The 14916-nt window shown below is 67.7% G+C and carries 14 protein-coding genes and 1 riboswitch; of the genes, 6 read left to right on the top strand and 8 right to left on the bottom strand.

Translation table 11 applies throughout. The features are described from left to right. Nucleotides 1–12: 12 nt before the first annotated feature. Genes ASD37_RS22065 through ASD37_RS22075 form a run of 3 tightly spaced genes read right to left on the bottom strand, consistent with a single transcriptional unit; the run spans nt 13 to nt 3947 of the window. The gene (locus tag ASD37_RS22065; protein WP_056556482.1) at nt 13–1410 is read right to left on the bottom strand and encodes an MFS transporter; all 1398 of its coding nucleotides are present in this window, start codon (nt 1408–1410) and stop codon (nt 13–15) included. A 42-nt stretch (nt 1411–1452) separates the two neighbouring features. Continuing rightward, nucleotides 1453–2457 (bottom strand): zinc-binding dehydrogenase, encoded by a 1005-nt coding sequence (locus ASD37_RS22070; RefSeq protein ID WP_056556485.1) that lies wholly within the window; start codon nt 2455–2457, stop codon nt 1453–1455. Beyond that, complete coding sequence (locus tag ASD37_RS22075; protein ID WP_056556488.1) at nt 2454–3947, bottom strand: mannitol dehydrogenase family protein; 1494 nt, start codon at nt 3945–3947, stop codon at nt 2454–2456. Before ASD37_RS22075 ends, ASD37_RS22070 begins: the two co-directional genes overlap by 4 nt. A 154-nt stretch (nt 3948–4101) precedes the next feature. Between ASD37_RS22075 and ASD37_RS22080 the strand changes: the two genes are divergently transcribed. After that, a complete protein-coding gene (locus tag ASD37_RS22080) occupies nt 4102–4872 on the top strand; it encodes an IclR family transcriptional regulator (RefSeq protein WP_056556491.1) in 771 nt (256 codons plus the stop codon). Here ASD37_RS22080 and ASD37_RS22085 read toward each other — a convergent pair. Next, the gene (locus ASD37_RS22085) at nt 4869–5501 is read right to left on the bottom strand and encodes a maleylpyruvate isomerase family mycothiol-dependent enzyme (RefSeq protein WP_235568506.1); all 633 of its coding nucleotides are present in this window, start codon (nt 5499–5501) and stop codon (nt 4869–4871) included. The genes ASD37_RS22080 and ASD37_RS22085 overlap by 4 nt on opposite strands. 146 nt (nt 5502–5647) lie before the next feature. Here ASD37_RS22085 and ASD37_RS22090 point away from each other — a divergent pair, with 146 nt between their 5' ends. Next, nucleotides 5648–6457 (top strand): alpha/beta fold hydrolase, encoded by an 810-nt coding sequence (locus ASD37_RS22090; RefSeq protein WP_056556496.1) that lies wholly within the window; start codon nt 5648–5650, stop codon nt 6455–6457. Here the strand turns inward: ASD37_RS22090 and ASD37_RS22095 are convergent. Genes ASD37_RS22095 through ASD37_RS22105 form a run of 3 tightly spaced genes read right to left on the bottom strand, consistent with a single transcriptional unit; the run spans nt 6429 to nt 9282 of the window. Further along, nucleotides 6429–7235 (bottom strand): ABC transporter ATP-binding protein, encoded by an 807-nt coding sequence (locus tag ASD37_RS22095; RefSeq protein WP_056556500.1) that lies wholly within the window; start codon nt 7233–7235, stop codon nt 6429–6431. The genes ASD37_RS22090 and ASD37_RS22095 overlap by 29 nt on opposite strands. Further along, complete coding sequence (locus ASD37_RS22100; protein WP_056556504.1) at nt 7232–8260, bottom strand: iron ABC transporter permease; 1029 nt, start codon at nt 8258–8260, stop codon at nt 7232–7234. Before ASD37_RS22100 ends, ASD37_RS22095 begins: the two co-directional genes overlap by 4 nt. A 2-nt stretch (nt 8261–8262) precedes the next feature. Then, a complete protein-coding gene (locus ASD37_RS22105) occupies nt 8263–9282 on the bottom strand; it encodes an ABC transporter substrate-binding protein (RefSeq protein ID WP_056556507.1) in 1020 nt (339 codons plus the stop codon). A 53-nt stretch (nt 9283–9335) separates the two neighbouring features. Then, nucleotides 9336–9531, bottom strand: a riboswitch (cobalamin riboswitch). A gap of 180 nt (nt 9532–9711) precedes the next feature. On the opposite strand from ASD37_RS22105, the gene ASD37_RS22110 reads away from it, so the two are divergent. Then, nucleotides 9712–10308: a TetR/AcrR family transcriptional regulator gene (locus ASD37_RS22110; protein WP_056556510.1), complete on the top strand. Its 597-nt coding sequence runs from the start codon at nt 9712–9714 to the stop codon at nt 10306–10308. Nucleotides 10309–10348: 40 nt separating this feature from the next. Next, nucleotides 10349–12001: an FAD-dependent oxidoreductase gene (locus ASD37_RS22115; protein WP_056556513.1), complete on the top strand. Its 1653-nt coding sequence runs from the start codon at nt 10349–10351 to the stop codon at nt 11999–12001. Between the two features lie 12 nt (nt 12002–12013). Here the strand turns inward: ASD37_RS22115 and ASD37_RS22120 are convergent, their stop codons facing one another. Then, complete coding sequence (locus ASD37_RS22120; protein ID WP_056556516.1) at nt 12014–12628, bottom strand: TetR/AcrR family transcriptional regulator; 615 nt, start codon at nt 12626–12628, stop codon at nt 12014–12016. Nucleotides 12629–12746: 118 nt separating this feature from the next. On the opposite strand from ASD37_RS22120, the gene ASD37_RS22125 reads away from it, so the two are divergent. Together ASD37_RS22125 and ASD37_RS22130 are read left to right on the top strand one after the other, a co-directional pair. After that, a complete protein-coding gene (locus ASD37_RS22125) occupies nt 12747–13697 on the top strand; it encodes a metal-dependent hydrolase (protein ID WP_056556519.1) in 951 nt (316 codons plus the stop codon). Next, the gene (locus tag ASD37_RS22130; RefSeq protein WP_056556522.1) at nt 13690–14826 is read left to right on the top strand and encodes a hypothetical protein; all 1137 of its coding nucleotides are present in this window, start codon (nt 13690–13692) and stop codon (nt 14824–14826) included. Before ASD37_RS22125 ends, ASD37_RS22130 begins: the two co-directional genes overlap by 8 nt. Nucleotides 14827–14916: the final 90 nt, after the last annotated feature.

Genomic DNA, 14916 nt, shown 5'->3' on the forward strand with positions numbered 1-14916 from the left:
GACTCGGCTCCGTCACATGGCGGGGAGTGGGTCGGTGAGGTCGCGGCCGGTCCAGTCCTTGGCCCACACCGCGACGATCAGCGCCGCGAGCGAGTACAGCACCAGCATCACCATGATCGGGATGGGGCTGCCCGTCGTGGCGGCAACCCAGGCGGCGACGAGGACGGGTCCGATACCGGTGGCGATCACCGCAGCGATCTCACGGACCACGGCGGTGAGGGTGTAGCGGTTGCGGGAACCGAAGATCTCAGGGATCGACACGTTCTCCAGCGAGGCCGGGCTGAGCACCGCGACGTTGTGGAGCACGACGTAGCCGACGAACACCCACAGCAGGTTCTTCGAGTCGATCGCCATCATGGCGGGCACGACGACGACCAAGGCCGACGACATGACGATGATGTACATCCTGCGGCGGCCGAACTTGTCTCCGAGGAAACCGATCAGCGGGATGGTGAGGAATCCGACGAGCGAAGACACGATGACGACGTTGGCGCTGAGGCTCTTCTGCAGCGCGAGCGTCAAGGTCATGAACGAGATCAGGTAGGTCTGGATCAGCCCGGAGTTGCCTGCCTGGCCGAACCGGAGGAAGAACGCCACGGCGATGGCCTTGATCGGCTTGCGCTGCAACGCCTCCACGGTGCGGGTTTCGACCTGCCCGGCCTGGGCCAGGATCTCCTCGCGGGACATGGCCCGCCCGTCGACGACGTCCTCGCGCTCCTCGAAGACGGGGCTTTCCTTGAGGTTCAACCGCACCCACACCGCGAACACCATGACGATGGCGCTGGCGATGAACGGGATCCGCCAGCCCCACGCAATGACGTCGCTTTCGACCATGACGCCGAGCAGGATCGCCCAGATGCCCGAGGCGAACAGCGTTCCGCAGTTCGTGCCGAGGCCCACCAGGGAGGCGACGAAACCGCGCCGCTTGACGGGTGCGTACTCGGCGAGCATCACGCCTGCACCGCTGATCTCCGCGCCTGCACCGAAGCCCTGCAGCAGTCGCAGGGCCACCAGCAGGATGGGTGCCAGCACACCCACCTGCTGATAGGTGGGCAGGACACCGATCAACGTGGTGGCCGCGCCCATCAGAAGAATGGTGTAGAACAACACCTTTCGTCGACCGATGCGGTCACCGAGCCGACCGAAGAAGATGGCGCCAAGGGGGCGGGCGATGTACCCGACGCCGTAGGTGGCCATCGACAGGACCACGGCCATCCCGGCGCTCTCACCGGAGAAGAACAGCTGGCTGAACACCAATGCCGCGGCCAGCGAGTAGAGCTGGAAGTCCATGAACTCCAGTGCGGTGCCCAACCATCCGGAGACGGCTGCCCGGACCAGGTCGGCCGTGCTGCGTTGGGCGACCGGCGGATGCTCGTCCGCGCGCGGCTCGGGGGTTTGTGCTGTGGTCATGTCGTTCCTCGGGGTGGTTGCAACGTTGCAGTGGATGGGATTTCAGAGTTGGAGCATGACCTTGGCCGACGCCGAGGCGTCACGGGCCACGGCGAAGGCGTTCACGGCGTCGGCCGCCGGGATCACGTGGGAGATCACCGCGTCGAAGCGGTCGGAGGCGGCGAGCAGCGCGATCGCGTCGTCGATCTCGGTGGAGAAGCGGAAGGCGCCGATCAAGCTCACCTCCTTGGCAAGCATCGGGGACAGGTTGACGCCGATCTCGGCATTCGGCAGCATCCCGACTTGTACGACGGTGCCGGCTCGTCGGACTGCCCGTATCGCCTGCGTGACCGAGACGCCCACTCCGGAGCATTCGAATACGACGTCGTAGGACTCGTTCTCGACGACGTCGCGGCCGACGAGTGCGGTTTCTTTGGCGCCCAGGGCGACTGCGCGTTCCAGCGGCTCCTCGCGCAGATCGGTGACGCCGATTGCGGCCGCTCCCGCTTCGGCCGCGGCGGCGACGACGAGCAACCCGATGGGGCCTGCGCCGATCACCAGAACGCGGCGGCCGGCCAGCGCGGGGGCCAGGTTGACGGCGTGCAGTGCGACGGCGAGCGGCTCAGCCAACGCGGCCCGCAGGAGCGGTAGCCCAGCCGGTAGCGCTCGGATCATGTGGTCTTCGACGATCAGCAGTTCGGCGGCACCGCCCTGGCGGTGCGGGAACGTGGCTGCGCTGCCGAGGTAGTCCCCGCCCGGCCGAAGGTGGGGACGCTCCTGAAGGCCGGCCACCGGCGCCCCGTAGCGCGCCGGGTGCACGGTCACAGGTGAACCCGCCGGGTAACGGCCGGACGGGTCGAGGTCCACGACCGCCGACAACTCGTGGCCGGGTGTGAACGGTTCCCGGACGACGTTCTCGCCGTTGGCGCCGTGGAAGTAGTAGTGCAGATCCGACCCGCAGATCCCGACGTAACCGACGCGCAGCCGGACCTCACCGTCGCCCGGTTCGGGCTGGGAGCGGTCCTCCCACCGGATGTCCTCTTTGCCGTGGATTGCAAGGGCTTTCATGACACTCTCCTGTTGTCGACCGCGTCGACGGCATCCTGCGCCGCGGCGCGAATGCCGCTGCGGGCGATGACTGCGACGAGGTCGGCGACCCGGTCGGTGAACGCGTCGTGTGCGACGAGGTCGTCGGGCAGGAATCCGCCACGCAGCACCGCCATCGCGTGCTCGCGGGGGCCAGCTGCCCCACGTGTCACCTCGGCCAGCCGGTCGCGTGCGGGTTCCCGGATCTCGCCGGCGTAAGGGCCGGCGTCGACGCCGGCGGGCGGCGCGACCGACACGATCCAGCCGGCCACGGTCAACGCCAGCAGGTGGGGAATCTTCCCGTCGCGCAGGGCAATCAAGGCCGGTTCCGGGACGCGCTGCAGCAGTTTGACCGAACCGTCGGTGCCGACCTGTGACGTCCGGTGCCCCAGTGCGGAGTTCGCCCACCGGTGTGACAGCGAGTCGAGGTAGGCGTCGACGTCGAAGTCCCTCGGCAGTGCGATGGTCGGCAGGTACTCGTGCGTGATGCACGCCCGGACGGCGTCGCGAACGAACGGCTGCGCCCACGCGTCGGCGATGGTGCCCTGCCCGTCGAGGATTCCGAGGTACGCGATCAGCGAGTGCGAACCGTTGAGCAACCGGAGCTTGACCAGTTCGTAGGCCTCGACCTCGTCGCTGATGATCGCCCCGGCGCGGTCCCAGGCAGGTCGGCCGGCGGCGAAGTCGTCCTCGAGGACCCACATGGTGAATTCCTCGGCGGGCACGGGGCAGCGGTCGTCGACCCCGAGCAACTCGCCGACGTCGGTGACGGTGCCGCCCGTCGTCGACGGCACGATGCGGTCGACCATCGAGTTGGGGAACGTGACGTGATCGCGCACGAAGGTGAGCACGTCATCCGCAGCGGAGCTCGCGTGCAGGAACTCGGTGACGACGGCGCGGGTGACGTGTCCGTTGGACTGCAGGTTGTCGCACGACAGCACGGTCATCGGCGCACCGGTCGCGGCGCGGACGGCAAGCCCCCGGGCGACGAGTCCGATCGTGCTGCGGGGGTTGGCGGGATCGGCCAGGTCGGCGTGGACGTCGTCTCGGTCGACGTCGAGGCGTCCGTTGCGCGGGGAGCGGCAGTAGCCGACCTCGCTGACGGTCAGCGTCAGGATGCGGTTGGCCGGGGCGGCGAGCGCTGAGACGAACGCGTCGGGCTCGTCAGCGAGGACGCCGAGGCCGCGGTGGACGTCCACGACGGCGGCGCGTCGGCCTCGCTCCGAGAGCTCGAGGACGGAGTAGCGACCGTCTTGCGCGCGCATCGCGTCGACCACGTCGTGGGACCGGTTGGCGAAGCCGTGGATCCCCCATTCGCCGGGCTCGGCGGCCAGGGCTTGGGCGGTGTAGACGGCGGCGTGGGCGCGGTGAAAGTTGCCGAGACCCAGGTGGACCATCCCCGTGGCGTCGCCTGCCGAGGCGCCCAACAGCGCGCCGCTCGGCGTGGTTTGACGAGACAGTCTCTGCATCATTCCCTTTCCAAGTCCCACGATCGCCTGCGTTCCGTATTATGAACCGCATGTATCGTTATGCGAACCAGCCTGACACGCGGCCATTCGGTGTGTCAAGCGTCACCATGTCGGTGTGCCAAGCTCTCGGTACGGCCGCAGAACGAAGGGGGACGCGATGACGAACGGCGACTCTCCGTCCCCGGTCGGCAGCGTGGACAAGGCCCTCGCCTTGGTCGAACTGCTGGCCGACGCCGGACCCGAGGGCATGGCGCTGCGCGACGTGGTCGAGGCAAGTGGACTCAACAAGGCCTCCGCCCACCGAACCCTGCAGGCGCTGCAACACCGGGGCTTCGCCGAACAGGGCGACAATCAGCGCTACCGATTGGGCTCGCGCCCAGCACTTTTGGTCGAGCGGTTCCAGCGTGAAGAGAACCTGCCCACGTTGTTCCGGCCCACGCTGCTCGCCATCTGCCAAGAAGTCCAAGAACTGGTGCACCTGGGAATCCTCGAAGGCCGTGACGTCCTGTACCTGGACAAGGTGGAACCCGACCGGGCCATGCGCGTGTGGTCTCGGGTGGGCCGCCAAGTCAGCGTGCTCACCACCGCGCTCGGGCGCGCCATGGTCGCCGGCGAGGGCGCCTCCGACGCACAGTTGTCGGCGTACACCACCGGCGCGGAGGCCGTGGTGGTCGACAGGTTCCGCCGCGCGGTCGGCGAGGCGCGCCTCAGCGGCTTCGCCATGGAACGCGAGGAGAACGAGTCGGGCATCTGCTGTGTGGGCGTGGCGCTCAGGCGACCGACCGGACGTCCCGTCGCGGTGAGCATCACCGGGCCGAGCAGCAGGATGGACGGCGACCGACTCGACCGCCTTGGTAGCCGACTCCGGGAAGTGCTCAACGTGTCTGCGCCACCGGGGTTTTCGCTCGCGCCTGTCGTCACCGGCTAGGGGTGCGCCCTTGTCGCGCCGAGGAGTACGGCCGCTCCGGCTCCGGTCAACGCCGCCACCGGAACCGCCCTCCCCGACACCGCGACGAGGAGGTCGACGGCACGGCCACGGACCTCTGCGCCAGTGGATGGGCCGTGCTCGAACCCTGCGTCGGTGCCATTCAGACGTAGCCCGTCGACCCGTTCACGACCGCCGCCGAAATTGACGGTCGTATTCACCTGGTATCGCAAGGCGTCGACGACGGATGCGACGGGGTAGTGCGAGCCGACGCCCAACGGTCGACGGATGTCCTCACCGTGGACGAAGCACTCGACGAGCCGCGTGCTGGGGTTGGCGGGCGGCGTCCGGGTCGAACCGATCAGCGTCCGCATCGCGTCGAGCGTCTCGGTCGGGTCGGCGCACTTCCGCCTCGCGATCCCGGTGGCGTTGTCTCGATCGAAGTCGAAGCGTGCCAAGATCATTCGCCTGGCGAACCCCAACCGGGTCGTCGCTGCGGAGTCGACCAGGTGGGCCAACACGTCGTGGACGTCCCACCCCGCACACGACGACGGCGTCGTCCAGGCCTCTGCGGGGAGGCGGCGCAGATCGTCGACCAGCCGCGCTCGCTCGGCGTGCACGACCGGCCACACGACGGAGAATTTGGGAGTCACAACGAATTAGACCAGCGCCGGCCGTCGGACTCATCGAACGCCGCCGGAGGCTCGACTACCCGGGCGATTCGCGACACCATTGGTCGGACGTGGCCCGCGCCCACACCGTCTCGAGAAGGAGCGTCATGCCCATATCTCGCCGAACCCTTGGCAAGGCAGGTCTGGCGGGTGTGGTTGCGACCGCTGCGGCCACCCGCCTCAGTCCACCGGCGCTGGCCGACAGCCCCGTGCGCGGCATCCCCGTCGCCGAGGTGCGCGCCCGCAGCGTCGTGCTGGTGCACGGCCTGTACGCGGACGGCTCCTCGTGGATCGACGTCGTCCCACATCTGCAGGACGCCGGCCTCGACGTGGCGGTCGTGCAGAACCCCCTGACGACCTTGGCCGACGCCACCGCGGAGACCCGCCGGGTCCTCGCGCTGCACGAGGGCCCCACCGTCCTGGTCGGCCATTCGTGGTCGGGGACCATCGTCAGCGAGGTCGGCGGTGACGACGGGATCAGCGCACTGGTCTACGTCGCGGCCCGCGCGCCCGACGCCGACGAGGACTTCCCCGCCCTGGCCAAGCAGTACCCCACTCCCCCGGCGTCGGCGGGGGTGGTCGTCGCGGCAGACGGCTACGCCCAGCTCGGGGAGACGGCGTTCCTCGAGGACTTCGCCGGCGGCGTCCCCACCGCGCGAGCTCGCGCGCTGTACGCCGTGCAAGGCCGCAACCTCGCCGGCCTTCCTGGAGAACGCACGACCACCGCAGCCTGGCACGCCAAGCCCACCTGGTATCAGGTGTCGACGCAGGACCGGACGATCAACCCGGAACTCGAGCGATTCCTCGCACATCGCATGGGCGCCAACACCATCGAGCTCGACACCTCACACCTGTCCTTGATCACCGAGCCCAGGTCCGTCGCGGCCCTCATCCTGGCGGCGGCGGGCCGGTCCTGACCGAGGTGCCCGCCTGCGCAATCGGCCTGCCGAACCTGATGTACGGGCGACCGTCCTCCAGCACCACCGTCGCCTCCACCTCGTACACCTCGGCGATCACCTCGGGCGTGAGAACGGCGGCCGGCGGTCCCGCCACGTGCACGCGGCCGCGGCGGAGCACCACCAGCTCGTGACAGTAGGTCGCCGCCAGATTGAGGTCGTGCAGCGCCATCACCGTGGTGGTGTCGGCCGCGGCGACGAGTTCGAGCAGCTCGAGTTGGTGGCGGATGTCGAGGTGGTTGGTCGGTTCGTCCAACAGCAGCTCCGACGGTTCCTGCGCCAACGCCCTGGCGATCTGCACGCGCTGTCGCTCGCCACCCGACAGCGTCGAGTACCGCCGCTCCAGAAGGTCGGCGACACCCGTTGTGGTAGCGGCGGATTCGACGACCTCGCGGTCCCGTGCCGACATCGGTGCCCACGCCGGCCGATGCGGGAGACGCCCGAGGTCGACCACGTCACGGACCGTGGGATCCTGGTCGGTGGCCGCCTCCTGGTCCACCACGGCCAGCCGACGGGCGAGTCGGCGGCGACTGATCGCCGCGACGTCGAGGTCGTCGAGACGGACCACGCCCGACGAGGTGGCGCGCAACCCGGCCAACAACCTCAACAGCGACGACTTGCCGGACCCGTTGGGGCCGAGGAGGCCGACCGTGCTGCCGGTGGCGACGGAGACGTCCACTCCGTCGACGACGAGCTTGTCGCGAACTCGCCAGGAGACGCGATCGGCAGTCAGACTCACGCGCCCCTCCTTCGCCGAAGCAGGATGACCACGAACGCGGGCACACCGACGATCGCGGTCGCCACCCCGACCGGCAGTTCCTGCGGCGCGATGACCAGGCGAGCCGCAGCGTCCACCCAGACCAGGAAGATCGCGCCGAGGATCGTCGCCGTCGGCACCAACACCCGATGCCGCGTCCCCACCAGCGCCCTGGCCGCGTGCGGCAGGACGAGTCCGACGAAACCGATTGCGCCCGAGGTGGACACGATGACGGCGGTCACCAGCGCCGTCACCACCAGCAGGACCATCCTGGCCCTGCCCACCGACACCCCGAGCGAGGCGGCCGCGTCCTCGCCGAAGAGGAAGGCGTCCAGCGTCGAGGCGAACGCCAAGCAGACCACCACCCCGAATGCCACCACTGCGCCGCAGAGCGCCACGTCACTCCACGACGCGCTGCTGAGCGACCCGAGCAGCCAGAACAGCACGCCTCTGGTCTGCTCAGCGTCCGCCGAGGTGAAGACGATGAACGACGTGAGCGCCGAGAACAACTGGGTGGCAGCAATTCCCGCCAAGATCATCCGGTCCATGCCGGTACCCGCCGCCACCGCGAGCACCAGCACCAGACCGAACGCCACGACCGCCCCGACGAAGGCTCCGGCCGCCAGTCCTATTGCCCCAGCGCCGATTCCGAGCACGACGATCGACACCGCTCCCGTCGACGCGCCAGAGGCCACGCCGAGGATGAACGGATCGGCCAGCGGGTTCCTCAGCAGCGACTGCAGGATCACCCCGCACAGCGCCAGGCCCGCGCCGCATGCCGCAGCCAGCAGCGCACGCGGCAACCGAAGATCCCAAACGATGCTCTGCTGCAACATCGTCAGCTGCGACCTCGGACCGCCGAGCCGCTCGAGCACCGCCGCATAGGCGTCTGCTGGCCCGAGGTCCGACGGTCCGATGGTGGTCGCCACGGCGATCGAGACGAGGAGGAGTATCACTCCGGCCGGCCACACGACGGCAAGTGGCACGCGTCGACGCAACGGCACCATGGTCAGCGCGTCAAACCGTGTCTGCGCAGTCCATCGGCCACGGTCTCCATGGCGTCGACGATGCGGATGCCGGGGTTGAGTTCGGCGCCAGCCAGCGTGATGTAGCGCTTGTTCTTGACCGCCGCCATCTCGCGTGTCACCGGATTCGACTCCAGGAAGGCGATCTTCGCGGCCGCGTTCTCGGCGGTCTGACTCTTGCGCGTGAGGTCGCCCAGGATGAGAACGTCGGGGTTGCGTTGAGCCACGGTCTCCCAGCCGATTTGGGGCCAGTCCTCCTTGGCGTCGGCGAATGCGTTGGTCAAACCAAGCGTGCGCGAGATGATGCCGGGCCCTCCGCAACAACCGGCCAGGTAGGGCGACTCGGCGTTGGCGAACCAGTACATTGCGGTCGTGCCGTCGGCGGTCTTGGTTCCCGCAAGCCGCGCAACGCGGTCCTGCATGTCCGCGATGATCGCGTTCCCGCGATCCCGACGGTCGACGAGCGCTGCCAGGTCACGGATCTCCTGGAAGACGGCGTCGAGTTCCAACGTGCTGGAGCGCGCACCGTCGGAGCTGCCCGCCTCCTTCGTGCACTCGACGGCCGAGACGTAGGACGGCACACCCAGCTTCTCGAGGTTCTCGGGAGTGGTGACGCCGCCGACGCCAAGCGTGTCCGGAAACGACGCCGTGACCAAGTCGGGCTCGGCGTTGAGGACCGCCTCGTAGGACGGCGCGGTGTCCGCCAGCCGCTGGACCCCGGCGTTGGCGGCCTCCAAGGACGGAAGGATCGGATCGGTCCAGCCCGCGGTCCCGACCACGCGATCGGCCACCCCCAGCGACAGCAGCATTTCGGTGCTGCCCTGGTTGAGGGACACGATCCGCATCGGCGGCCGCTCCACCGTCACCGTGCGTCCGCAGTCGTCGAGGGAGACGGGGTAGCCGGTCGGCGTTGCGGCGGAGGGTCGTTCGGCGGCCGGACTACAGCCGGCGAGCACCACCGCCAGAAGGAAGAGAGTTGTCGAAGCACGACGAGATGAGCGCATGACGAGCCTTTGCATCAGGGGCCTAATCAGCGAGACCCGATGAGTAGCCCGCGGGGAGGACCGCAGGCGCCAGCAGGTCTTCGGACTCGGGGGTCGTCCTCGGCGGGCCGCCTTCCCAGAAGCGTTGCTTCCAGTGGCTCTCAACGATCGAGTGGCCTGCCTCGTATCCCCATACCGCTGCGCGTCAGTCCCGGAATCTCACCGGGTTCCCTACTCCTCGCGGAGGTGACTGGCGACCACAGCTTAGCCACGGCGTCGAACCAGCCCGGCACGCAACGACTGGACATATGTCCACTTTTTGATCCCGTATAGCGGCGTCCGGGTAGCGCGCTTCACTGATTCGCGGTGGTCCATCCTCCAAAGACCGTCAATTATGGCGCTTTCTGCAGCAGCTTGCCGAGGCGAGCAGGTCATGGATATCCTGGACACATGTCCAGTGAAGCCTTGTCCGATGTCACCGAGCTGGAGGTTCGGCGGCGCCGTCGCTCGAACGCCGAGGCCTCGACGAAGCTGATCGACGCCACGGTCGACCTGCTCCGCGAGTCCACGATGGACGCCGTCTCCGTCCGCGAAGTGGCCGCCCGAGCCGGCGTGTCGGACACGATCGCCGCTCAGCTGTTCTCCTCAACCGACGAACTCGTCGTCGAAACCTGCCTCCGCCGGATCCGGGGCGTCGAGCTGAGTACCGACGCCAACCACGGCTCCGTCACCCGGGTGGCCGAGCAGCTCAGCCACATGATGTTGGTCGTCGCCGAAGAACCGGCGATCGCGTCGGCCTGCGCGGCGGTCTTCCTCGACAGCGGACCGACCGCCGACCGAGCCCGCGAACAGATCGGGCAGGAGATCCGTCGCCTGATCGCCTCCGCCGTCGGCCCGGGGTCGTGGCCCGAGGTGATCGCCACGCTCGAGTTGGTGTTCTCCGGAGCCCTGATTCAGGCGGCCGCCGGCACGATGACCTTCCAGCGAGCCGCGGACCGCGTCGAGACCGCCGTGGGCCTCATCCTCGAGGGCGTCCCGCAGCAATGAGCGTCCGGAAACTTCTCACCCTCCCGAAAGGCCCGTCGACGTGGCGTACGTGATCACGCAGAACTGCTGCAAGGACGCCAGCTGCGTTCCGGTATGCCCGGTGGACTGCATCCGACCGGTCGGCGGCGCCGGAGAATTCACCGGCACCGAGATGCTCTACATCGATCCCGAGGCATGCATCGATTGCGGCGCGTGCATGGACGAGTGCCCGGTTGGCGCAGTCCACTACGAGGACGACCTCCCGGAGTCGTTGGCACGGTTCAAGGACATCAACGCCGCGTACTTCGAGCGTCACCCACTCGAACCGGACACGTCGACGCCCGCACCCAAGCATCGTCCCGTGCCCGCGGGACGACTGCGGATCGCGATCGTCGGCGCCGGTCCCGCAGCGTGCTACGCCGCAAGTGACTTGATCGCAGTCGACGGCGTCGAGGTGGACCTCTTCGAGCGGTTGCCGACGCCGTACGGACTCATCCGGGCGGGCGTCGCCCCCGACCACCAGCACACCAAGTCAGTCGTCGACGTCTTCCAACGCGCCTTCGCCTCACCGCGTTTCGGAACCCACTTCAACGTCGAGGTCGGCCGCGACGTCACCCACGACGACCTGCTCGCCCACCATCACGCGGTGATCTACGCCGTCGGCGCCACCCGCACCCGTGATCTCGCAATACCCGGCGAAGACCTGCCGGGAAGTCATGCGGCGTCCGACTTCGTGGGCTGGTACAACGGCCATCCCGATCACGCCGGGCACGAGTTCGACCTGACCGGCAGTCGCGCCGTGCTCGTCGGCAACGGAAACGTCGCCGTCGACGTCGCCCGCATCCTGCTGGCCACCCCCGAACACCTCGCCTCCACCGACATCGCCCGTCACGCGATGGAGTCGTTGCGGCACAGCCAGATCGACGAGGTGGTCATCATGGGACGACGGGGGTTGCGCCACGCCGCCTTCTCCGTCGGGGAGTTCTTGGCACTGGGGAATCTGGACGGGGTCGACGTCGTGATCGACGGTGACGACGACTTCGAACCCAAGACGGACGACAGCGTCGAAACCACGACCAAGCTCGACATCGCCCGCGAGTACGCCGCTCGCCGGACGACACCGGGCAACAAGCGAATCGTGTTCCGCTTCCTGGCGTCTCCCGTCGACCTCGTCGGCGAACATCGCGTCGAGGGTCTTCACGTCGTCCACAACAGCTCGGGCGAGGACGGCGGTCTGGTGCTCGGAGATCCGGCCACCGACACCGAACTCGTCGAGACGGGTTTGGTATTGCGTTCAATCGGCTACCGCGGCTCCGAAATCGACGGCGTGGCGTGGGATTCGGCCGCCGGCGTCATTCCGAACGTGGCCGGTCGAGTCGTCGACGAGGAGCGCGCGCCGGTTCCCGGGGTGTACGTGACCGGGTGGATCAAACGGGGGCCGCGCGGGGTCATCGGCACCAACCGCACCTGCGCCGAGGAGACGGTCGCGTCCCTGCTCGCCGACTTCGACGACGGCCTGATGGACCGAGAGGTCGGCAGCCGCCAAGACCTGCTGCGCACCATGGCCGACCGCGGCGCCAAACCGGTGACCTGGTCGGGCTGGCGATCCATCGACGCCGCCGAGCGCCAACTGGGTGAGGCGGAGTCACGGCCCAGGGTGAAGTTCGTCGACGTCGACGAGTTGCTTGCGACCGTGCGTGGGAACGCCACGTAACGTGAGCGCCGCCTAGGACCTGTGGTCGCCCTGCGCCGTGATGGCGCCGCCAAGCCAGCGTTTGACGAAGCGCCGCAACTCTTCTCGCGACCGTGCCGGCGGATTGGGCGCGACGAAGAACGAGAGCATGGTCCGCAGTGTGAATTCCACCAATTCCCCAAGGGCGGCGTCGTCGTAGCCGTATCGCGACCAGTCCACGTCGAAGCGGTTGATCATCCTCATCCCGAAGTCCTGCGCCTCGTCGGACGCCACCTCGCCCGGCCGCGCACTTGCATACGACTCGGACAAGAGGATGGCCAGATGCGGGATGCGCACCACCTCCTGCAAGGTGAACATCACCCCCTCCGTCATCGCCTCTGCCGGGTCGGCGATTCCGCTCACGGCCTCGGCCAACCGATCCAGGAATCCGTCGACGGACGCCATTGCCGCGGCGCGCATCAGGGCATCGGCCGTCGGGAAGTACCGATACACCGTCTGCCGGATGACACCGAGCGAGGCGGCGACGTCGGCGATGCTGATTCCTGAACCGGTTTCGGAGATGAGTTGCACTGCAGCGTCGACTATTCGCGCCGCCGCCTCCTCGTCACTGCGCGGCGGCTCGCCACCCCATCCGCGTCTACGCGCCACAGTCGCGCCTTTCCGCCGGCATGACGAAAGGGTATCGCCCATGGCGTTGACGCAAGGCCACCCTCAATGTCAACATACACACAATGAGTCATTTGTATGATTGCGATTGGATGCGCCCGTGACGGACCTTCAGGTACGAAAGATGCGGTTCGCGTTCGCCGACTACGACGTCCCCTTCCTCTGGAACGAGACGAATCCTGCGTTCTCGGCGATGGCGAACGCCGTGTCCTTTCTGGCCATCGCGTTCGAGAAGATGATCGTCAGCACGATGGCAGAGGCGAAGCCGCTGCTGACCGACCCGGTGATCGCCGAGGAGGCGGATGCCTTCGTGCGTCAAGAAGCCCAACACTCGATGGCCCACCGCCAGCACGCTCGCGGACTCATAAAGGCCTACCCCGCACTCAAGGAAACCCTCGACGACGTCATCGCCGCATTCGACGATCTGGTCGCCAACAAGCCGTTGAAGTACCGACTGGCCTACACCGCCGATCTGGAGGCCACCTTCACCCCGGTCTTCAAACTGATGCTGGACAACGACGACACGTTGTTCGCGCCGGGTGACGACCGCGTGGCGTCATTGTTCCTGTGGCACTTCGTCGAAGAGGTCGAACACCGAAGCTCGGCGCTGATCATCTACAACGGCTTGGTCGACGATCCGTGGTACCGCGCCCGAGTGGCGCCGTCGATCTTCAAGCACGTCATGGACGTGGTGCGGATGGCGTGCGACGGGTTCAACAGGCACATTCCGCTGGAGGTGCGCAAGGTCGACGCCGTGTCGACCTTCGCCCTCGAGCGACGAAAGAACGCCGTGCTCAAGCGTTTCGGCCGCCGTCCCGACTATGGACCGTTTCAGAGCCCGTTTCCGCAGCTGGGAATGCGCGAACAGCTCACTGCCCTGGCGGGTATCGTGCGCAGCCAGATTCCCGGCCACGATCCCAGCCACGAGAAGTTACCCGCGCTCGCCGCTGAATGGTTCACACGATACGACGAGGGCTATGACGTGACGAAGTGGTACACCGCCGAGTCGGCCCCCGCCGGCACCGCCGGGAAGGCATCGGCCGATGTCTGACCTGTGCGCCCCGACATTCGCGGGTCTGACGGCGCGGTTGGGCTTTTCGTGTGACGACATGGGTGGTCTCGTCTCGTTTCGCAACCCGCTGAACTTGGAGAACTGGACCCTGCCGCTTCTCGAGATCACGGTGATCGCCGGCGCCGTCCTTGCCTTGGTGTACGCCGTCGTCCGCTGGCGCCGCCACGGCGACCCGACCAACCTGGTGCTGTGGTTTGGCGCCATTGCCTATCTGGTGATCATCGAGCCTCCGCTGTATTTCCCAGCCCAATTCGGGATCGGTGCCTACGTCGACACGATGTTCGCGCACAACGTCTTCACCGTCGACTTCCTGTGGGGTCGACTACCCCTCTACATCATCGCGATCTATCCGATGATGGCCACGGTTGCATACGAGATCGTCCGCACCCTCGGGGTGTTCCGCAGGCGAGGTGTCCTGGTCGGCGCAATCTGCGTGGGTTTCGTCCATCATGCGTTCTACGAGATATTCGACCACATCGGACCGCAATTGCGTTGGTGGGAATGGACTTTGGACCATCCGATGAACCAGCCGTTCTTCGACTCGGTGCCACTCCCCAGCGTCGTGGTGTTCGCCGCACTGTGGCCGATGTCGCTGGCCTTCTGCGTGCAGCTGTTCGTGGGCCGCCACGTCGACGCCGGGACGAACTTCACCGGGGTGCAGGTGCTTTGGCGGACCATCGTCGTCGGCGTACTGGCGTCCGTAGGCACCGCGGTGCTCCCGCTGCCCGCAACGCTGCTCGGCAAGCTCACCGGCAGTACGGACGTCGGCGGTGTCGTCTACGCCCTCGAACTCGTCACAGTCTGCGCGGTCGCAATACCCGTACTCGTCGGCCAGTGGCGCACCACCCGCCAGACCGGTGCGAGCTATGCCAACCCACTGATGCTCGGCTATGCCGCGGTGTATCTGGTCGTCATGGCGGTGCTGTGGGCGACGGCCTTGCCGGCATACTTCGGCGCCACCGGCGGGGTGACCACCCAGGGAGATCCGGTGGGCAGCCTCTGGTATTCGCTGCTGTGTCTCGTCGTCGCGGCTCTGTCGATCGCGGCCTGCCGGAGCGTGACGACGCGCGAACCGACGACGCCGGAGCCGTTGCTCGCCGCGGGCTGACTTCGGCGCGTTCCCGTTCGCTGAGCGGCTGGTAGCGCGCCGAAATCGCGACGGCGACGGGTGTCGTGTCGGTGGGTGCGGGCACTATGG

This window comes from Mycobacterium sp. Root135 (assembly GCF_001426545.1).
Lineage (GTDB): Bacteria > Actinomycetota > Actinomycetes > Mycobacteriales > Mycobacteriaceae > Mycobacterium.